Raw genomic sequence first — 21,092 nt, 5'->3', positions numbered from 1 at the left:
TTAAGTTAATAAAAATGTATGATTAATTTTTCTCTACCAGAATATTGAGCTTGAACTCGTCGAACTCAGTTTCTGATCCATTATTTTCTGCTATCAGGATAGAGTCAGCCAACACCTGTGTCTTGATGTAGTCGCCGAAAGCCTCTATGGCAGCATTGGTCTCCTCGTTAGGAGCCACAGTCACCTTGATGCGGTCGGTAATCTCAAGACCTGTCTCCTTGCGGAGGTTCTGGATACGGTTGATCAGCTCACGGGCCATACCCTCCTTCTTCAATTCAGGGGCCAACTCTACCTCAAGCGCTACGGTCAGATTGCCCTCGTTAGATACGAGCCATCCTGGGATATCCTCTGAGATAATCTCCACGTCGGCTACCTCTACCACGGCTTCCTGTCCGTCAACGTTCAGTGTGATGTTGCCTGCCTTCTCGAAGGCTGCAATCTGGTCCTGGTCGAGCGCTGACATCTGGGCTGCAACACCCTTCATCAGCTTGCCGAACTTCTTACCCATCACTCTGAAGTTACACTTCACCTTCTTCACGAGAATGCCCTGCCCCTCAATGAAGTTAACCTCCTTCACGTTCACCTCGTTTTTCAACAGTCCGGCTACTGCCTCGATGTGTGCCTTCTGTACATCATCTACGGCAGGAATCATGATCTGCTGCAGTGGCTGACGAACCTTGATGTTCACCTTACGGCGCAATGCCAATACCATAGAAGTAATCTTCTGGGCGATGGCCATACGCTCCTCCAGGTCGGCATCGATAGCAGCCTCATCGGCTACAGGGTACTTGTCGAGATGCACACTCTCCAACTCGCCGCCCAAGTCGTGATACAACTCGTCAGCATAGAAAGGAGCGAATGGTGCCAAGAGCTTAGCCACTGTCATCAGACAGGTATAGAGAGTCTGGTAAGCGCTGAGCTTATCCTCGCTCATCTCCTTACCCCAGAAACGTTTACGGTTCAGACGAACATACCAGTTGGAGAGGTCATCGTTGACGAAAGCATCGATGAGACGTCCTGCACGGGTTGGATCGTAACCAGCCAACTCTCTGTCAACGCCCTTGATGAGGGTATTGAGTGAAGAGAGAATCCAGCGGTCAATCTCTGGGCGCTTCTCGAATGGCACCTGAGCAGCCTCAGCATCGAAACCATCTACATTAGCATAGAGGGCGAAGAAGCTGTAGGTATTATATAAGGTACCGAAGAACTTGCGACGGGTCTCGTCCACACCATTAGGATCGAACTTGAGGTTGTCCCAAGGCTCGCTGTTGGTCATCATATAGAAACGAACAGGGTCGGCACCATACTTGTCGATCATCTCGAATGGGTTGGTCACGTTGCCCACGTGCTTACTCATCTTGTTGCCCTTGGCATCGAGAACGAGACCAGAAGAGATGACGTTCTTGAAGGCTACGCTGTCGAATACCATGGTAGCGATGGCATGCAGGGTGAAGAACCATCCACGGGTCTGATCCACGCCCTCGTTGATGAAGTCGGCAGGATAGAACTTAGGAGGAATAGCATATCCCTCGTAGGTGCTGTGGATGAGTGCATCGCGGTCAGCCTCTGTGCCACGGGCCATCTCTCCCTCGAATGGGTAGTGTAGCTGGGCGTAAGGCATTGAACCAGAATCGAACCAAACATCGATGAGGTCGCTCTCACGATACATTGGCTTGCCCTCCTCGTTAACCAATACAATCTTGTCAACGTATGGACGGTGGAGGTCTATCTTATCATAGTTCTCCTGACTGTAGTCGCCAGGAACGAAACCATTCTCCTTCAATGGGTTGCTCTGCATGATACCGGCAGCCACAGACTTCTCGATTTCAGCATAGAGCTCCTCAAGGCTGCCGATGCACTTCTCGCCACGGTTCTCATCACGCCAGATAGGCAATGGAGTACCCCAGAAGCGGGAACGTGAAAGGTTCCAGTCGTTCAGATTCTCGAGCCAGTTGCCGAAACGGCCGGTACCGGTGCTCTCAGGTTGCCAGTTGATGGTCTTGTTGAGTTCTACCATGCGCTCCTTGCGGGCGGTATCCTTGATAAACCAGCTATCCAATGGGTAGTAGAGGATAGGCTTGTCGGTACGCCAGCAGTGAGGATAGTTGTGCACGTGCTTCTCGCTCTTGAATGCCTTGCCCTCCTGCTTCAACTCGTAGCAGAGTACGATATTCAGGTCTTCAGCCTTATCAGAAGCCTTCTTATCCCAGACACCATCCACATTAAACTGTGGATCGTAGGCATTCTTCACGTAGTCGCCTGCGTGATGAGCGTATGCCTCCTTGTTGACGCAAGCGCTTACGAAGTTGGCATCGAGGTCTTCGATGAGATAGAACTTACCCTGGAGGTCAACCATAGGGCGGGTCTCGCCTTTCTTATTAATAAGGTAGAGCGCAGGGATGTTGGCATCCTTAGCCACCTTGGCATCATCAGCACCAAATGTAGGAGCGATGTGAACGATACCTGTACCGTCATCGGTAGTAACGTAGTCGCCGAGGATCACGCGGAAAGCCTCGCTATCCATCTCTACGAACTTATCGCGACCATCCTCAGAAGCGAATACTTTCTCAGGATGAGCTGCTGCATATTCTGTAACGAAAGCTGGAGCGAAAGCATCTACCTTCTCGCATGGCTTTACCCATGGCAGGAGCTGCTCATAGTGCATGCCTTCGAGGTCGGTACCCTTCATGTGGTCGATAACACGCCATGGGCACTGCTTCTTCTCCTTGTCGAATGGAAGGAGATTGCCCTCCTTGCACTCCTGGTCAGCCTTCAGATATGAACCTACCAGCGCCTCAGCCATCACGAGTGTCATAGGCTCGCCATTGTAGAGGTTGTAGGTCTCGATAGCTACATAGTCGATCTTAGGACCTACACAGAGAGCCACGTTTGATGGCAAAGTCCAAGGTGTAGTGGTCCATGCGATGAAGTATGGCTTGCCCCACTTGGTCCACTCAGCCTTAGGATCCTTGATGAGGAACTGAGCAGTGGTGGTGAGGTCCTTAACATCGCGATAGCAACCAGGCTGGTTCAACTCGTGAGAACTCAAACCTGTACCTGCGCCTGGAGAGTATGGCTGGATGGTGTAACCCTTGTAGAGCAGACCCTTGTTGTAGAGCTGCTTGAGGAGCCACCAAAGTGTCTCGATATACTTGTTATCGTAAGTGATGTAAGGATGATCGAGATCCACGAAGTAACCCATTTTCTCGGTCAGTTCACGCCATTCGGCAGTAAACTTCATCACATTCTCACGACACTTATGGTTATAGTCCTCTGTAGAGATATACTTCTCAGAAGCCTTGTTGTCGATATCCTTCTTGGTGATGCCGAGTTCCTTCTCGACACCAAGCTCAACAGGAAGTCCGTGAGTATCCCATCCAGCCTTGCGGTGAACCTGGAATCCCTTCATCGTCTTGTATCTGTTGAACGTATCCTTGATACTACGCGCCAGCACGTGGTGAATACCAGGGTGGCCATTAGCAGATGGAGGTCCCTCAAAGAAGATAAACTGAGGGCAGCCTTCACGCTCGTCAATAGACTTGTGGAAGATATCATTCTTCTCCCACTCTGCAAGTACGTCATTGTTGGTCTTTGTCAAGTTGAGACCATTGTGTTCGGCAAATTTCTTAGCCATATTACCTTATATATTATATTGTTTATTTTCTTTTGCGCGCAAAGTTACAAAAAAAATATGTTCCTCCCAAATCTAATATGATTTTTTTACAAAACAAAACCTCGCGCCATATCCCAAAAAGATATAACGCGAGGTAAATATCACGGTTTCAGAGCGATTTTATCGCTTTTTCGTCATTTTTTAGTGGCTCTCCTCCTCGGCAGCCTTTGTCTTGGCGTCGTTAGGACCGTAGAGACCATAATAAGCCTGGAAGCGGTTGTAGCCCCAGTTGGCCTTCTCCTTGTTTGGATCGAGTTCCTTAGCCTTATCGAGGTGCTTGATAGACTCCTCGTAAACAGCCTTACCCTCTTCCTTGCTAAGGTTAGAAGCCTTCACGTTGAGGCAGGCACCGAGATAAGTCATCACTACCACGTTGTCAGGCTGTACAGCAAGCGCCTTGTTCAGGCATTCGATAGCCTTGTCGGCATCGTTCTTGCTGATATAATACATACCTTTGTCGGCCAAAGCTACGAAGTTGTTTGGATTCTTGGCGATAGCACCGTCGAGCAACTCGACCTGCTCCTTCTCCATCTTCAATGAAGAGTACATGCTGTTCAGACCGTCCAGAATCACATCATTATTCTCGTCGTTGACATAGAGAGCCTTCAACTTCTCGACGTAAGCCAGAGAGTCAGCATGATTCTTCAAGGCGTCTTTCATCACGTAGAGCTTCAGGTTGAGAGCATCCTTAGCCTGCTCAGGATCCTTCATAGCGATGTCGCAATACTTCTCGCAGCGCTTGATGTCCTTAGCCTGATAAGCATAACGAGCGGCGAAGAGAGCCACCTGACCCAGGTAATCCTTCTCTGCCTCTTTCTCCTTTACCTTAGAATCGAAGAGAGGAGCATTCTCTGTATCGAGGAACGTACCCCAGTACTTGAGCACGTTCTCTGGCTGATTCTTCTGGGCAGCATCCTGACCGGCATTAACGAGCTGGATACGGGCTGGCCAAACGAGATCCTTGTTGCCATTATACTTAGGCTTCACCTTACCCTTGGCATCAGGGAGCTGGTCGTACTTGTAGCACTCAATGGCAGAGGCAAGCGCATTGTAGGCATTCTTGTACATCGACTCCTTGTCGGCTGTAGTTGTCTTCTTAATCTGGTCTTCCAATTCCTTGGCAGACTCCTTGTTGAAGGCATCCATACTGAGTTTAACCAGGTAGTTGTAAGCCTTGGCTCTCTCGGCGTCGCTTGCCATAGAAGCAAGATTCTGCTTTACCAATTCCTTGGCCTCAGAATACTTCTTGGCACTGAGCACAGCCTTGAGAGCATCGCTGTCGCCAGCAAAAGCTGATGTGGCACCTAGTACCAACATAGCAGCAACAATAAACTTTTTCATGTTCTTTATCAATTAAGTTTGTGTTAATTTGTTAATTCACATTATTCGAAGTCGATGTTGGGAGTTTCCTCTGTATCGGGAGTTTCCTCGCCCTCTGCAGATGCAGTCTCACCCTCTATCTCCTCGCTCTTCTTGGCCCATGCAGCCTTGCTCTCCTCCTCTACCGAAGCCTCAAGTTCCGAGCTCATCACCTTGCATACGCTGGCAATGACATCATTCTTCTTGGCCAGGTTGATGAGGCGTACGCCCTGTGTGGCACGTCCCATGACGCGGCACTCAGACACAGCCAGTCGGATAACAATACCGCTCTGGTTGATAATCATCAGGTCGTTTTCGTCGGTCACATTCTTGATAGCTACCAGTCGGCCGGTCTTGTCGGTAATATTCAGGGTCTTCACACCCTTACCACCACGGTTGGTCACACGGTAATCCATCACATCCGAACGTTTGCCGTAACCCCGTTCGCTCACCACCATGACGGTTTCCTTTTCAGGATCGTTGACAACGATCATACCTACTACCGCATCATCGTCACCATCAAGACGCATGCCACGAACACCCGTTGAGGTACGTCCCATCGTTCGGATAGTATTCTCATCGAAGCGTACAGCACGACCATTGCGGTTGGCCATAATCAGCTCGTTGTGACCATTGGTCAGACGAACGTCAACCACCTCGTCGCCCTCTACGATATTGATGGCAATCACACCATTGGCACGAGGACGTGAGTAAGCCTCCAGACAAGTCTTCTTCACCGTACCGTTCTTAGTAGCGAATACAATATAATGACTGTTGATGAACTCGGCATCGTTCAAACCTCTGAGACGGAGGAAAGCATTCACCTGGTCATCGCTGTCGATATTGAGAAGGTTCTGGATGGCACGGCCCTTAGAGTTGCGGTCGCCCTCAGGAATCTCGTAACACTTCAGCCAATAGCATCGTCCCTTCTTGGTGAAGAAGAGCATCGTCTGGTGCATGGTGGCAGGATAAATATACTCGGTGAAGTCCTTGTCGCGTGTACGGGCACCTTTGGCACCTACTCCACCACGTGCCTGCTCGCGGAACTCTGACAATGGAGTACGCTTGATATAGCCAAGATGGCTCACGGTGATGACTACAGGGTCGTTGGGATAGAAGTCCTCTGGATTGAACTCGTGGTCGTCGGGCTTGATCATGGTGCGGCGTGCGTCACCATATTTCTCTTTCACCTCGTTGAGTTCGTCCTTCATCACCTTCTTGCAAAGCTCAGGGTCATTGAGAATCTGGTTCAAATAGTCGATGGTCTTCATCAACTCGTCAAACTCGTTGTGCAACTGCTCCAAGCGCAAGCCTGTGAGCTGGCTCAGACGCATATCCACAATCGCCTTGCTCTGCAGTTCATCCAACTCGAAACGCTTCTCCAGGTTGCGCTGAGCATCAGAAGGAGTCTTGCTGGCACGGATAATATGTACCACCTCGTCGATATTGTCGCAGGCGATGATCAAACCTTCCAGGATATGAGCACGCTCCTGTGCCTTCTTCAATTCGAACTGAGTACGACGGATCGTCACGTCATGACGATGGTCTACGAAATACTTCACGCACTCCTTCAGGCTCAACAGGCGAGGACGGCCACCCACAAGGGCGATACAATTCACAGAGAACGAGCTCTGTAGCGCAGTCATCTTGAAGAGTTTGTTGAGCAGTACATTGGCGTTGGCGTCACGCTTCACGTCTACCACGATACGCATACCCTGACGACCAGACTCATCGTTCACGTTGGCGATTCCGTCTACACGGCCTTCCTTCGCAAGGTCGGCAATGGCCATCACGAGCTGTTCCTTGTTGACACCATAAGGAATCTCGGTAATACCGATTTTGTCGTGACTGTCGCCACACTCTATTTCGGCTGTAGCACGAACCACGATACGACCACGACCTGTCTCGTAAGCATCCTTCACTCCCTGGATACCATAAATAGTGGCACCTGTTGGGAAGTCGGGAGCAGGGATATACTGCATCAACCCATCGGTATCGATATCAGGATTGTCGATGTAGGCACAGCAACCGTCAATCACCTCACCCAGGTTGTGGGTAGGAATATTGGTAGCCATACCTACGGCGATACCATTACCACCGTTGACGAGGAGATTAGGAATCTTGGTAGGCATCACTGTAGGCTCCTGCAGGGTGTCATCAAAGTTGTTCATCATGTCGACGGTTTCCTTGTCCAGGTCGTCCATGATGTGCTCTCCCATCTTGGAGAGGCGGCACTCAGTATAACGCATGGCTGCAGGTGAGTCGCCATCCACAGAACCGAAGTTACCCTGTCCGTCGATAAGGGTATAGCGCATGTTCCATTCCTGTCCCATACGAACAAGGGCACCGTAAACAGAACTGTCGCCATGAGGGTGATACTTACCCAACACCTCACCTACTACGCGGGCACATTTCTTATAAGGTTTGTCACTGGTGTTTCCAATTCCCAACATACCGTATAGGATACGGCGATGTACAGGCTTGAAACCATCACGCACATCAGGAAGGGCACGAGCCACGATCACCGACATAGAATAGTCGATGTAGGATGACTTCATCTCCTCCTCGATGTTGATTTTCATGATTCTGTCATGATCAAGAGTCTGATTTTCGTCCATTTAAATCTAACGTTGTATTTTTAATTGTTTTATTCTTCATTTTTGCGGCAAAATCGCCTCTAAGGCCTTTTTTTTGCGTTCTAAGCGCTTTTTGCCAAATGCTAATTCCCGACAAAGGTACAAATAATAATTCAATAAAAGCCGTCAAATCGAAAAAAAAAACACGAATTTAGCATTATTTTGTTTTTCATGGGAGGTTAACGGCAAAAAGTGTCATTAGTATATTCATGCAGTAATTGCAAAAAAATGAAAATCTCAACTGCAAAACAATATCGCCTCAACTGGAAAAATATTTTTTCACAACTACAAAATTATTTTTTCACAATTAAGTATAGCTTACTGGCGAATAAATATACAAAAGCTTTCCTGTCACCTTTTTCAGGATTTGTTGCGAGATCTTAAAACATTTCTGTTAAGCCAAATCAGCCAAACAAAGACTAAATCTGTCTATTAAGACCGAAACGTACAACAATAACGGGCAAAGCAAGCCATCTATTAAGACCAAGGCCTGTCATCTATTAAGCCTCATCATTCCGTCAAAAAATACAAAAAAACACCCATCAGCAAAAGCCAAAGAATATTATGGCCGAAGAAAACTTCCCCGTCTTGTATTGTCATTCTTAAAAAATAATGCAACAGCCTCAAAAAAGCCTGCAAAAGCCTACTGCACCCGATTTAAAGCAGCGAAACCTTTCCGTAAGCAATGTCAACGATCTTTTTACGGCGAGCTACACCTATTATATATAAAGCCTCTTTAGACGAGCAGTGAAAATAAGTCTTAACCACCTTGACAAGTTCCTCTTTGCTAACAGAGGTAGCCTCACCAACATATGCCTTGCGAACCGCCTTCTCTATATCAGCCATTTTGTACTCATGATGACGCTTGTGAAGATAAGAGAAAACAATAATAGCAAAGACTACTACCAAAACCACTAAGAGGATCAAATTCGAATTGCTCATGATATATAACAGTTAATAAATTGTTTATAAAATTTAGATATTCACATTCTCTCAACAATGCCCAAAGCATTACTTGTCGCTGCAAATATAATGAATTATCTTCAAACTTCCACATATATCACACAAAAAAAAGCAAAAAAAAATACTTTTCTATTGCTATATCAAAAAATATATGTAATTTTGCCCCTAAACTAAAAATACATAGTCGAAGTCCATAAGAAACATAAAGATTCAACTATAAACATGAAAGAAACTGTAAAAAAAGCATTGACAGGCGATTTCAATCGCAAGAAAGGGCTCATGTTCCTCATCACAGCCCTACTTACTGTCTTGGTATGGAATCTGCCTATTGACTGTTTTGGCATTGAAGGCCTGACCGTAGTACAACAACGCATCATCGCCATCTTTGTGATGGCTGTGATGTTATGGCTGACAGAGGCCATACCGGCATGGGCCACTTCCGTGGTCATCATTTTCGTATTGCTGTTTGGCGCGTCCAACTCAGCCTTCAACATCATGCAAGGTTCTGAGGGTGAATACGGAGACCTGCTGGAATACCAAGGTATCATGGCATGTTTTGCCGACCCAACCATCATCCTTTTCTTAGGAGGCTTCATCATGGCCATAGCTGCTACCAAAAGTCGCCTCGACGTACTCATGGCCAAGACACTCATCGCTCCTTTCGGCAAGCGTTCAGAAAATGTGCTTTTGGGCTTCATGCTCATCACTGGTATTTTCTCCATGTTTATATCCAACACCGCCACCGCTGCCATGATGCTTACTTTCCTGACACCGGTATTCAAGGCTCTTCCTGCCAATGGCAAGGGGCGTATAGCTCTCACCATGGCCATCCCCATCGGAGCCAACCTGGGCGGTATGGGAACGCCAATCGGAACACCTCCTAACGCATTTGCCTATAAGGTACTGACAGCTCCAGACGGCCTGAACCTCGATATCGGTTTCGGCGACTGGATGATGATTATGTGCCCGATGGTGATCGTGATGCTCGTCATTGCATGGTTTATCATCCGCAAGATGTTCCCATTCTCACAGAGAACCATCGACCTGAAGATTGAAGGCGAAATCGAGTTCAACTGGCGAACAATCGTTGTGGCAGGCACCTTTGTACTCACTATCCTGCTTTGGATTTTCGGCAAGAACTATCTTGGCATCAATGCCAACACCGTGGCCATGCTGCCAATAGCAGTATTTGCCTTCACGGGAGTAATTACAGCCAACGACCTGAAGGAAATAGACTGGGCCGTGATCTGGATGGTTGCCGGCGGATTTGCACTTGGACTTGCCATGAACGGAACAGGACTTGCCGAAGCAGCTGTTAAGAGCATTCCTTTCGGCGAATTCAACCCATTTGTCATCATGGTAGTTTCAGGACTCGTATGCTTTACCCTGAGTAACTTTATCAGCAACACGGCAACAGCAGCATTGCTGATACCTATCCTTACCGTGGTTTGTGCCGGTATGGGACATTCGCTCGACGCCATAGGTGGCACTTCTACCATTATAATAGGCATGGCTGTTGCCGCTTCATGCGCCATGTCGCTCCCAATCTCCACTCCTCCTAATGCCATCGCCTACTCTACCGGTTTGATACAGCAAACCGACATGGTGAAGGCAGGTCTCAGCATAGGAGTCATCAGTATGATTATAGGATATGCTGTACTCATCACTTTCTGCAAGATGGGAGTCTTGTAAATAGCAAAAAAAGAAACTTAAAGTCACGAATGAAGAAAATAGTAATCGGAATTGACGTTGGAATATCAACAACAAAGATTGTAGGAATTGACGAGAAGGGCATGGTGATCAGCCCTATCCGTATCAAGGCAACCGACCCCATCACTTCGCTCTACGGAGCCTTTGGCAAGTATCTGCACGACAACAAAATCAAGTTGGACGAAATAGAGCATGTCATGCTTACCGGAGTAGGCGCAGCCTATATTGACGAACACATATACGGCTTGCCCACCTCAAAAAGCGAAGAATTCATAGCAGACGGATTGGGAGCAAAATACGAAAGCAAACTTGACCGAATGATCGTTGTGAGCATGGGCACAGGCACCTCTTTGGTAAAATGCGATGGCGAAAACATCAAGCACATCGGAGGAATAGGAATCGGTGGAGGCACACTTGCCGGTCTGAGCCGAATAATGCTTAAAACCGATGACATAAAACAGATAACGAACCTTGCAAAAGACGGAGATGTATCAAAAATCAATCTCCTGATCAAAGACATCAGCGCCAAACCTCTTCCTGGACTTCCTATGAGTGCCGTGGCGTCACTCTTCAGCAATGCCAAGACCAATGCTTCTCGAGAAGACATCGCAAAGGGCCTTATCTGGATGGTGCTGCAATGCATCGGTTCTGCCACTATTCTGTCTTCGCTCGAATCGGGCATCAAAGATTTCGTACTCATAGGCAACCTGTCGCTTTTGCCCTTGTGCCGGGAAGTTTATCCAGCTATGGAGAAGGTGTACGGAGTAAGATTCCATGTACCCAAGTATTCTGAATTCTGCACTGCCATTGGTGCGGCACTCGACTACAAGCGTCAACAAAAATAGAGCATAAAAACACCTCAACCAAAGCCCTCTTCCATACACATCTACAGGAAAGGACTGATAAACAAGAAGTTATTCGTTTTGGACAACCACCATTTTATAGAGTTGTCCAAAACGATTTTTTATACACCTGATTTTCAGCGACTTGACATATTTTAACACAAGAAAAGTTGTCCAAAACGTACAACTTTGGAATATCTTTACTATCTTTGCATTGTCCAAAACTAAGGTTTTTACACCTTCTTTTGACGTAATAAATTAGTATTAAGCAAATTAAATACATACCTTAAAGTAAAACAAGAAAATGATACAAACTGTAGTTAAGCGCGACGGACGCATCGTTGGTTTCAACGAACAAAAAATCATGGCAGCAATCCGCAAGGCAATGCTCCATACCGACAAGGGTGAAGACAGCTCCCTCATTGAGCAAATAACCGACCATGTGGCTTATCGTGGCAAAAGCCAGATGAGCGTAGAGGCCATTCAGGATGCTGTAGAACTGGAGCTGATGAAGAGCGCCCGCAAGGACGTGGCACAGCGCTATATTGCCTACCGCAACCAGCGTAGTATTGCCCGTAAAGCAAAGACTCGCGATATATTCATGAGTATTGTGAATGCCAAGAATAACGATATTACCCGTGAAAACGCCAACATGAATGCCGACACACCCGCCGGCATGATGATGAAGTTTGCTTCAGAAACCACCAAACCATTTGTAGACGACTATCTTCTGAGCGAAGAGTCGCGCGACGCCGTCAAGCACAACTACCTCCACATACACGATAAGGATTACTATCCCACCAAGAGTCTTACCTGCGTACAGCATCCACTCGATGTCATCCTGCAGCATGGATTCACAGCCGGTCATGGCTCAAGCCGTCCTGCCAAGCGCATAGAGACAGCAGCCGTCCTGGCCTGTATCTCGCTGGAAACATGCCAGAACGAGATGCACGGAGGCCAGGCCATCCCTGCATTCGACTTCTATCTTGCGCCCTATGTACGCATGTCGTATCAGGAAGAGGTGAAAAATCTCGAAAAGTTGACAGGAAAGGATTTAAAACACCTTTATAATATAGAGATTGACGATTATCTGCAGAAAGACCTCGAGGGACTGGAAGGAGACGCGCGATTGGAACAGCATGCCATCAACAAGACTGTAAACCGCGTACATCAGGCAATGGAGGCTTTCATCCACAACATGAACACCATTCACTCACGTGGTGGAAACCAGGTAGTATTCTCATCCATCAACTACGGTACAGACACCAGTGCTGAAGGCCGCTGCATCATGCGCGAGATTCTGGAAAGCACCTACGAAGGTGTGGGCAACGGTGAGACTGCCATCTTCCCTATCCAGATTTGGAAGAAAAAACGTGGCGTGAACTATCTCCCAGAAGACCGCAACTATGATCTCTATCAATTAGCTTGCAAGGTGACAGCACGTCGCTTCTTCCCCAATTTCCTCAACCTCGATGCCACATTCAACCAGAATGAGAAATGGCATGCAGATGATCCTGAACGCTACAAGTGGGAAATTGCCACAATGGGTTGCCGCACCCGCGTGTTCGAAGACCGTTGGGGAGAGAAGACAAGTATTGCACGTGGAAACCTCAGTTTCTCTACCATCAATATTGTTAAACTTGCCATCGAATGCATGGGCATAGAGGACAAAAAGCAGCGCATCGACATGTTCTTTGCAAAATTGGACAACATCCTGCAGATTACAGCCAAGCAACTTGATGAACGCTTCCAGTTCCAGAAGACAGCAATGGCCAAGCAGTTCCCGCTGCTGATGAAATATCTCTGGATAGGTGCCGAGAAACTGAAACCAGAAGAATCTATAGAAAGTGTCATCAACCATGGAACTTTGGGTATAGGCTTTATCGGTCTGGCAGAATGCCTTGTAGCCCTCATTGGTCACCACCATGGTGAAAGCGAGGAAGCACAAGAACTCGGACTCAAGATTGTGACCTATATGCGCGACAGAGCCAATGGATTCAGCGAGGAGTATCATCACAACTACTCTATTCTCGCCACACCAGCCGAAGGACTCAGCGGTAAGTTTACAAAGAAAGACCGCAAGGAGTTTGGTATTATCCCTGGCGTGACCGACCGCGACTACTATACTAATTCCAACCACGTTCCAGTATACTATAAGTGCACAGCCTTGAAAAAGGCACAGATTGAGGCGCCTTATCACGACCTCACACGTGGTGGACACATTTTCTATGTAGAAATTGACGGTGACGCAACCCATAATCCTTCTGTCATCTCGAGTGTAGTTGATATGATGGACAAATATAACATGGGATATGGATCAGTAAACCACAACCGCAATCGCTGTCTTGACTGTGGATATGAGAATGCAGATGCCAATCTGGAAGTATGTCCTAAGTGCGGAAGCCACCACATCGACAAGCTTCAGCGAATTACCGGTTATCTTGTAGGTACTACCGATCGTTGGAACAGCGGAAAGTTGGCCGAACTCCATGACCGTGTAACCCATATTGACACACCCAAGCAATAAGTGACTGAAGTTTCGCATGTACGGAAGTTATAGTAGTTAAAGAAGTTATCACTTCCTTCGGTCGTTAGAAGTTATAGCCAATAGCCTTTTTGGTTGTATATTTAGCTATAAAGCATATGGCTTTAACTTCTCTAACTTCTTTAAATTCTTTAACTTCCCCATTTGCGAAAGTTGAGTGATGAAGATACAAAAAATGAAAATTCTGACAATTGCATAACACAAAGATGATTAGCATTTTAAGCATCGTACACGACACAATGGTAGACGGTCCGGGATTCCGGACCTCTATTTATTGTGCAGGTTGTCCTAACCATTGTCCCGAATGCCACAACCCACAGTCGTGGAACATTAAAAACGGAACCATGACATCGACAGCCGACATCATGAAAGAAATCATGAGCGATCCCTTTGCCAATGTCACTTTCTCTGGTGGCGATCCTATGTTCCAGGCAGAAGGATTTACAGAACTGGCAAAAGCGATACGCAAAGAAAGTGACAAAACCATTTGGTGTTTTACCGGATACAAATATGAAAACTTACTGAAAAACCCCAAGCAACTCGCCTTGCTCCAACAGATTGATGTACTGGTAGACGGTCCCTTCATCAAAGACTTGCGCGATGAAGACCTGTTCTTCCGTGGCAGCAGCAATCAGCGCATCATCAACGTCAGAAAGTCATTGGAAAAAGGTGAAGTAGTAGAACTCATCTTCACAAAAGACAACCCTAACCCACAACTCTGACAGACACATCACACAATATCATTGCTTGCTGAAAAATCTGCATAGGAAGCATCCAACTCAGCCATCAATATTTTCACGTAATCGCGTTGCCAGTCATTCAAATGGCAGCGCTTGTCGTTGTAAAGCAGCAAGTCTGCATCAACAACCACAGTCCCCTTAGCCTTATCTTCAGGTTTTCTTCCGCACAGAACTTCTATCCGCTTCAGTTCTTCCTGCACCTGCTGCATTGACCTTGCAGAAGAAACCATCACCAGCATATTCAAAAACTTACAGGAAGACTCCATTCCGATAGGTTCTGTCCACAGCTGGCGAGTAACCATGAGTTCACCAAAAGCTTGTCGCAGCAAACAGATGGCTTGTTCTATATGTTGCTCGGGAAACGTATTAGATCCCAAAGAAATGATAATTTTTGTCACTATAGTTACCTTTTTGGTTCTTTGCTGTGCAAAGTTAGTGAAAATACTTAAAAAAAACACCTGTTATCCGTATTTTTTTATATTTTTGCAATATGAACTGCATACGTAAACATATCATAAGCTTCGCCATGCTACTTATGTGCGCCACCAGTAGCGCACAAATGAAATGGAATCAAAGCTATCAGACATACATCAACCAGTATAAGGATCTCGCCATCGAGCAGATGCTTCGTTACCGCATACCCGCAAGTATCACTCTTGCCCAGGGACTCTTTGAGAGCCGAGCTGGACAGAGCGATCTCGCAAGACAAGGCAACAACCACTTTGGCATCAAATGCCATAACTGGACAGGTCCTACCCAATACCACGATGACGACGCACGCGGCGAATGCTTCAGAGTGTATCAGGATGCCAAGGAGAGTTATGAAGACCACAGCCGTTTTTTGGCCAAGCAACCTCGTTATTCACGCCTTTTCTGTCTCAACACCACAGATTACAAAGGATGGGCTCATGGACTTAAGTCGTGCGGTTATGCCACTAATCCCCAATATGCCAACAAACTCATTCAAATCATAGAACTTTACAGGCTACAAGACTATGACAAAGCCAAAAGCTTCGACCGCTTTATGGCAACTCACAGCGGAACAGATGTTCCCATCAATGCAGAAGGGACATTACACCCCATACATATTTTCAACGACAACTATTATCTTTATGCTCGTGAAGGCGATACCTTCAAAAGCATAGGAAGAGAAGTGAACATCAGTTGGCGAAAGTTGGCTAAATACAACGAAAGAGACAAGAAGGCCATTCTGCACAAGGGCGACGTCATCTATCTGAAGAAGAAACGCAAAAAGGCACCCAAACAGTACAAGCGCCGTCCTCATACAGTAATGCCAGGTGAGAGCATGTACACCATCTCACAGAAATACGGCATACGTCTGAAGTACCTGTACAAGATGAACCATCTGTCTCCGGACTACCAAATCCGTCCGGGCGCACAGTTGAAAGTAAGATAAAAATAAACAAAAATAACAAGACAGTCTGATGAAAAAAAGCATATTGACACTTCTCATAATCCTCACAATGATGCCAGGCATCACAAGTGCACAGGACTTTGGCAAATATTTCGTAGATAAAACTCTACGAATCGACTATATCTTTGCCGGCAACTCACAAAAGCAGATGATTGCAGTCGACGAACTCAATGTCATGCCACGATGGTATGGGAAGAGGCATCGGCTCAAAGAATTGCCAATGGAAGGTAATGGGCAAATCACGGTCCGCGACCATCAATCCGGCAATATTATCTATCGCAATTCCTTCTCTACACTCTTTCAGGAATGGCTCACCTACCCAGAAGCCAAAACGCAGACCAAGAGTTTCGAGAGCATCTTTTTAGTACCCATGCCAAAAGACACGATTGATGTAACCATCGACCTGCGCAACAACCGTCGCGAAATCATGAGTACACTCACCCATCAGATAGTGCCCGACGACATCCTGATAAGACACAAAGGCGAGAATCCAACTCCCTTTGTAACACTTCATCAAGCAGCCGACACCACCAATTGCATCCATATTGCCTATCTGGCAGAAGGCTACAAGCAGGAAGAAATGGGACTGTTCATTAAAGATGCACAGACAGCTACCGATGCATTGTTTGCGCACGAACCATTCAAAAGCAAGAAAGACAAGTTTAACATCATAGCCGTTAAATCGGATTCAGAAGAAAGCGGAACAAGCGAGCCATCCAAAGGCATCTGGAAGAACACTGCACTCAGTTCACATTTCGATACGTTCTACAGTGACAGATATCTTACCACACTCCATCTCAAAGATGTACACAACTGGCTTGCTGGCACTCCCTACGAACACATTATTATATTAGTAAATACTGAGAAATATGGAGGAGGCGGAATTCTGAACTCCTACAATCTCTCAATGACCCACAACGAATGGTTCAAACCCGTAGTAGTACATGAGTTCGGACATTCTTTTGCCGGACTGGCTGATGAATACGCATACGAGGACGAGGCCATTCCGATGTATCCACACGATGTGGAACCATGGGAATCGAACATCACAACACTGGTCGATTTCAAAGGAAAATGGGAAAACCTGATCAAGCCTGGCACGCCTATTCCTACCCCACTCTCACGCAAAGCCAAAGACGTGATGAACAAAGTAGGCGTCTACGAAGGAGCTGGCTACAGCCTCAAAGGCGTATACCGAGGCACACAAGACTGCCGCATGAGAACCAATCAGAATCCTGAGTTCTGCCCAGTCTGCCAACAGGCTATCAGCCGCGTCATAGATTTCTATACCAAATAAAGATAAAAATCCTTTAAGTAACCATTAAACGAGAAAACTGATATGAAAAAACTGACAACAGCCATCAATTATCTATTAGTACAACCCGACGAACTGCCCCCTGCAGAACAAGCATTGGTACAAAAAGCCATTGACGCAACAAATAATTCATATGCACGATACAGCAACTTTCACGTAGGAGCAGCCTGCTTGTTAGAAAACGGAAATGTTGTTATTGGAGCTAATCAGGAGAATGCAGCATTCCCCTCTGGACTGTGTGCTGAGCGTACAGCCATATTTGCCGCACAGGCCAATCATCCCGATCAGCCTATCACAACCCTTGCCATAGCCGCAAGAAATGTCAATGGATTGCTGAAGTCGCCCATATCACCTTGCGGTGCCTGCCGACAAGTAGTACTCGAGATAGAAGACCGTTACCAGCGACCTGTACGCATCTTGCTATACGGCACAGAGGGCATCTATGTGTTTGAAAGCATCAAGGACTTACTTCCCTTTAGCTTTGTTGATGCCAATATGCACTAAAGCCTCGCCTGCCACTTTGCCATTCAGTGCCTTCAGCATATTTCCTATCTGCGCCATACGAGCAGGTTCTTCGCCTGTCCGATATTTACGAAAACAGTTCTGGGCTGCATAAAAGTTGCTCCATGCATCAGCCCAGTCTTCGCCAAACAGAAAGCAGAAACCTAAACGGTAATATGCCTCGGCACGCTCTTTTTCATAGCACAGTTTGAGCATATCTTGATAGCAGGGTACAGCTTTCTCGTAATGCCTGAGATTAAAATAGCTCTCAGCCAAGGCCCAATAGTAAAAAGAACGCTCATGGGGTGCGAAGTTCACCAACTTGGGAATTGCGACAGTCAGATGTTTTACGGCATTCTCATAGTCCCACTCGTAATAATAGCATACACCCAAATATGCTTTATAACGAGGGTTCAGACGATATTGCTTATCCAGTCCCTGTAGGATAAGCAGACACTCATGATATTTCTGAGAAGCGAAGTATTCCAAAGCCTTACCCAATAGCTCTGCATCTTTTTGCTTGTTGTGGGTTGGAGCGCTTTGGGCATGTGTCAAAAGACAAACGAAAACAAAAGCAATAAGGGTTAGCCATCTCGTAGCCAACCCTTTGCTCTTATATAGCAAGTTCTGCATATATGTCATTTTCTTTGCCAATTTCTGTTATTTGCCGCTTTCGCTTTCTTCTGCCTTTTCCCGATGCTGATAACAACCTGCATCAGGTTTTTCTTGATCTCGTTCTGTGCCGTCTCTATCAGGTGCCGATGACTTAGGATTTGCCCATCCCACAGCTGCCGACTTACTTAGAAGACGGAAGTCATATACTAAATTATCTGTATCAAATTTCACGAAATGTTCTTTTCCAAAGAAAATGTACTTACCTTCACGCTCTATAGAATCACCTTTCTCATAGAGAATACTGTCACCAAAGACTACATCAGGACACTTTTCCTTATCCTTGTCATTCATCTCCACTGTACGCAATACACTGTAACTGAAGTTAGCTTTCAGAGGTTGTTCCTCTACTGGCGTCCATACCACTTCATCATCAGCATAGCCCGTGACAAGAGAGTTGGTTACATCCAACTGATATACAGGCGCCTTGAATCCTAATGCCGACTTACGGCGAGAATCAAATGGATAGAACTGAGCCAAGGTAGTATAATTCATAGTTACCGAACCGCCATAGACATAAAGACAATGATTCAGCGTATTGGATATCTGACAATTCTCTATCTTGACTATGGCAGCAGAGTCTACCATAACTCCATATCCCTGGCAATTATGAATAGTAGACTGCAACAGTTCTAATTTTGACAATTTTGAGACAGTCTCGTCATGACAAGAATCAACCATTATACCATTATACGCACTATGGATATCTGCAAACTGAATTTTGTTTCCAACCGAGGAACTTCGAAGTCGCAAGCCTTGCCACTGACCAGGAGTACGGTCGTAAGGCAAATAGTCAAACATATTGTCGATGCGGTCTCCCCTCAACAAAACCTCGTTGCCTTTTTCACCTTCTATCTTCAGTGTTCCATATACATCAAGTCCGGCATTCTCATGAAAATAAAGTTTCACACCTGGCTTGATTGTCAATGTGGCAGTACTGTCTACCTTGATGCCTCCATATACGACAATCGGTTTTCCCTGATTCGAAAAGACTTCGTTTACCCCCTTGGCAATTATCTTATCTTTCAAAAACTCGGCATCCCAGGAATATGCATTGAGGTTCACCTTCTGTTGCACACCACTCTCAAGCAGGAAAATCAGATTGTCTTCTACCAGATTGGGCGCATCAGTATGCTGCAATTTGGAAGTAAGCTCAACAAACACCCTGATACTATCTCCCTTGCGTATTTCCACATCCTGAGTCTGAAAACCAGAAGCCTGTCCAAGATAAGTACCATCTACATTGACTCTGAAACCATTCTGATTACCACTTTCCAGTCGCACAGACTGACATCTGATACCTTTGCCCGCGCGATTATAAACCCACATGGTCTTAGTAGGTGTAGGTACGTTAGAGAATGTTGTGTCCAGACTCAACGTATCCACGGAAAAAGACAGCACATCACTTGCAGATGTTGTAAAACTATCATCATCTACACACGAGGCTGTCATCAGTCCGAAGACTACACATATTATATAAAATATAGCTTTAATCTTTTTCATTATCTATATAACGAAAAAATTCCCATCTTATTGCTTTATGCCATTTCACATGTGAGAAGTTAAGGCTATTTAAGAAATAATGCACACCAAAAGTTCCCTTCGTGCACTCACCACCAACTTACCCTACAAGAACAAGGCAAAGATAGAAGCGCCTATAACGGTCATCACACCACATACCACAATAGAGAGGCTGCTCATAGCTCCTTCTATCGTTCCCATTTCCATGGCCTTGACTGTACCAAGTGCATGAGACGAACAACCTATGGCTATACCCCTGGCAATTGGTTCTTCTATACGCAATAACTTAAGGAAGACCTCAGCAAAGATATTTCCCAACACTCCTGTAATGATAATGACTACTACCGATACAGAGACATGTCCTCCCAACTCTTCTGCCACACCAATACCTATCGCCGTCGTGATTGACTTTGGCAAGAACGTGACATAAGCGGCATGATCGAAATGAAAAAGTATTGCCAGAATCAATACAGAGCACAAACTGGCAAGCACACCCGACGAGATTCCTATCAGCACTGCCTTATAATTACGCTTCAATAGTTCCACCTGCTGATACAAAGGCACAGCAAGACATATGGTTGCCGGAGTGAGAAGGAAACTGATACAATTGGCGCTGGCATTATACGAAGAGTAACTGACACCTGTTATCAACAGAACCACAATTACCAACACGATAGATATCAAAAGAGGATTCATCAAAGACCAACCCGTCTTAATTTTCAAAGCCAGACCAATGCTGTAAGATGCCAAACTAAGCAGCACACCGAAAAATACCGAATCTTGAAATACAGACATCATTTTTTCTTTTCCTTTCCTTTTCGTATAACATATTGCGTCAGAACTCCCGACACTCCCATTACAACAAACGTACTGACGATAGTAACTACTACATATTGCAACCAGGCATTGCTGATAGCCGACCACGAATCTATGAGTCCTACAGCAGCGGGGATGAACATTACCGGCATGACTGCAATCAGAAAGCTGCTTGTCTCACGAATATCCTTCACTTTGATCCATTTCAGTTCAAGAGCCATAAAGAGCAAGACAATACCATAAATACTCGCTGGAATGGGCAACGGCAAGCAGTAATGGAGCAATTCACCCATAAAAGAAAAAGCGATGATAATCAAAAACTGTATGAGATATTTCATTGTTAACTATATGGTTTTCTAAGAAA

At 46.0% G+C, this 21,092-nt stretch carries 16 protein-coding genes; 7 read left to right on the top strand and 9 right to left on the bottom strand.

Annotated features, from left to right (window positions below; translation table 11 throughout):
- Positions 1-22: 22 nt before the first annotated feature.
- From ileS to P3T48_RS04395, 4 genes are all read right to left on the bottom strand, one after another.
- A complete protein-coding gene (ileS, locus tag P3T48_RS04410; protein WP_276505791.1) occupies positions 23-3,634 on the bottom strand; it encodes an isoleucine--tRNA ligase in 3,612 nt (1,203 codons plus the stop codon).
- A gap of 180 nt (positions 3,635-3,814) precedes the next feature.
- On the bottom strand, positions 3,815-5,014 hold the full coding sequence (locus P3T48_RS04405; protein ID WP_276505790.1) for a hypothetical protein: 1,200 nt from the start codon (positions 5,012-5,014) through the stop codon (positions 3,815-3,817).
- A 41-nt stretch (positions 5,015-5,055) separates the two neighbouring features.
- Positions 5,056-7,650: a DNA gyrase subunit A gene (gene gyrA / locus P3T48_RS04400; protein WP_276505789.1), complete on the bottom strand. Its 2,595-nt coding sequence runs from the start codon at positions 7,648-7,650 to the stop codon at positions 5,056-5,058.
- A 675-nt stretch (positions 7,651-8,325) separates the two neighbouring features.
- Positions 8,326-8,610: a hypothetical protein gene (locus P3T48_RS04395; RefSeq protein WP_276505788.1), complete on the bottom strand. Its 285-nt coding sequence runs from the start codon at positions 8,608-8,610 to the stop codon at positions 8,326-8,328.
- A gap of 243 nt (positions 8,611-8,853) precedes the next feature.
- Here P3T48_RS04395 and P3T48_RS04390 point away from each other — a divergent pair, with 243 nt between their 5' ends.
- The 4 genes from P3T48_RS04390 to nrdG all read left to right on the top strand — a co-directional run bounded on the left by P3T48_RS04390 (position 8,854) and on the right by nrdG (position 14,450).
- Complete coding sequence (locus P3T48_RS04390; protein ID WP_276505787.1) at positions 8,854-10,323, top strand: SLC13 family permease; 1,470 nt, start codon at positions 8,854-8,856, stop codon at positions 10,321-10,323.
- Positions 10,324-10,352: 29 nt separating this feature from the next.
- Positions 10,353-11,186 carry a type II pantothenate kinase gene (gene coaW, locus P3T48_RS04385; protein ID WP_022251621.1) on the top strand — a complete coding sequence of 278 codons (834 nt, stop codon included), beginning with the start codon at positions 10,353-10,355 and terminating at the stop codon, positions 11,184-11,186.
- Positions 11,187-11,487: 301 nt separating this feature from the next.
- On the top strand, positions 11,488-13,710 hold the full coding sequence (locus P3T48_RS04380; RefSeq protein ID WP_158463946.1) for an anaerobic ribonucleoside triphosphate reductase: 2,223 nt from the start codon (positions 11,488-11,490) through the stop codon (positions 13,708-13,710).
- Between the two features lie 224 nt (positions 13,711-13,934).
- Positions 13,935-14,450, top strand: a complete 516-nt coding sequence (gene nrdG, locus P3T48_RS04375) for an anaerobic ribonucleoside-triphosphate reductase activating protein (RefSeq protein ID WP_276505786.1) — start codon at positions 13,935-13,937, stop codon at positions 14,448-14,450.
- A gap of 8 nt (positions 14,451-14,458) precedes the next feature.
- On the opposite strand, the gene P3T48_RS04370 is transcribed toward nrdG, so the two are convergent.
- Entirely contained in the window at positions 14,459-14,866 is a 408-nt protein-coding gene (locus tag P3T48_RS04370; RefSeq protein WP_158463944.1) for a 2-amino-4-hydroxy-6-hydroxymethyldihydropteridine diphosphokinase, read from the bottom strand.
- Between the two features lie 92 nt (positions 14,867-14,958).
- Here P3T48_RS04370 and P3T48_RS04365 point away from each other — a divergent pair, with 92 nt between their 5' ends.
- Genes P3T48_RS04365 through cdd form a run of 3 tightly spaced genes read left to right on the top strand, consistent with a single transcriptional unit; the run spans position 14,959 to position 17,722 of the window.
- Positions 14,959-15,885 carry a glucosaminidase domain-containing protein gene (locus P3T48_RS04365; RefSeq protein ID WP_276505785.1) on the top strand — a complete coding sequence of 309 codons (927 nt, stop codon included), beginning with the start codon at positions 14,959-14,961 and terminating at the stop codon, positions 15,883-15,885.
- 28 nt (positions 15,886-15,913) lie between these two features.
- Complete coding sequence (locus P3T48_RS04360; RefSeq protein WP_276505784.1) at positions 15,914-17,200, top strand: M64 family metallopeptidase; 1,287 nt, start codon at positions 15,914-15,916, stop codon at positions 17,198-17,200.
- Between the two features lie 42 nt (positions 17,201-17,242).
- The gene (gene cdd / locus P3T48_RS04355) at positions 17,243-17,722 is read left to right on the top strand and encodes a cytidine deaminase (protein ID WP_022251615.1); all 480 of its coding nucleotides are present in this window, start codon (positions 17,243-17,245) and stop codon (positions 17,720-17,722) included.
- Here the strand turns inward: cdd and P3T48_RS04350 are convergent.
- The 4 genes from P3T48_RS04350 to P3T48_RS04335 form a co-directional block, all read right to left on the bottom strand.
- Positions 17,684-18,352 (bottom strand): tetratricopeptide repeat protein, encoded by a 669-nt coding sequence (locus P3T48_RS04350; RefSeq protein ID WP_276505783.1) that lies wholly within the window; start codon positions 18,350-18,352, stop codon positions 17,684-17,686. The two genes, cdd and P3T48_RS04350, sit on opposite strands and share 39 nt — an antisense overlap.
- 27 nt (positions 18,353-18,379) lie before the next feature.
- Complete coding sequence (locus tag P3T48_RS04345) at positions 18,380-19,894, bottom strand: right-handed parallel beta-helix repeat-containing protein (RefSeq protein ID WP_276505782.1); 1,515 nt, start codon at positions 19,892-19,894, stop codon at positions 18,380-18,382.
- A gap of 123 nt (positions 19,895-20,017) precedes the next feature.
- Complete coding sequence (locus tag P3T48_RS04340) at positions 20,018-20,710, bottom strand: LrgB family protein (protein WP_276505781.1); 693 nt, start codon at positions 20,708-20,710, stop codon at positions 20,018-20,020.
- Positions 20,707-21,066 carry a CidA/LrgA family protein gene (locus P3T48_RS04335; RefSeq protein ID WP_022251611.1) on the bottom strand — a complete coding sequence of 120 codons (360 nt, stop codon included), beginning with the start codon at positions 21,064-21,066 and terminating at the stop codon, positions 20,707-20,709. Before P3T48_RS04335 ends, P3T48_RS04340 begins: the two co-directional genes overlap by 4 nt.
- Positions 21,067-21,092: the final 26 nt, after the last annotated feature.

This window comes from Segatella intestinalis, from assembly GCF_029348455.1.
In the GTDB taxonomy this organism is placed as follows: domain Bacteria; phylum Bacteroidota; class Bacteroidia; order Bacteroidales; family Bacteroidaceae; genus Prevotella.
Note: the sequence above shows the minus strand (reverse complement) of the source record. Positions and strands in the feature narration are given on the sequence as shown.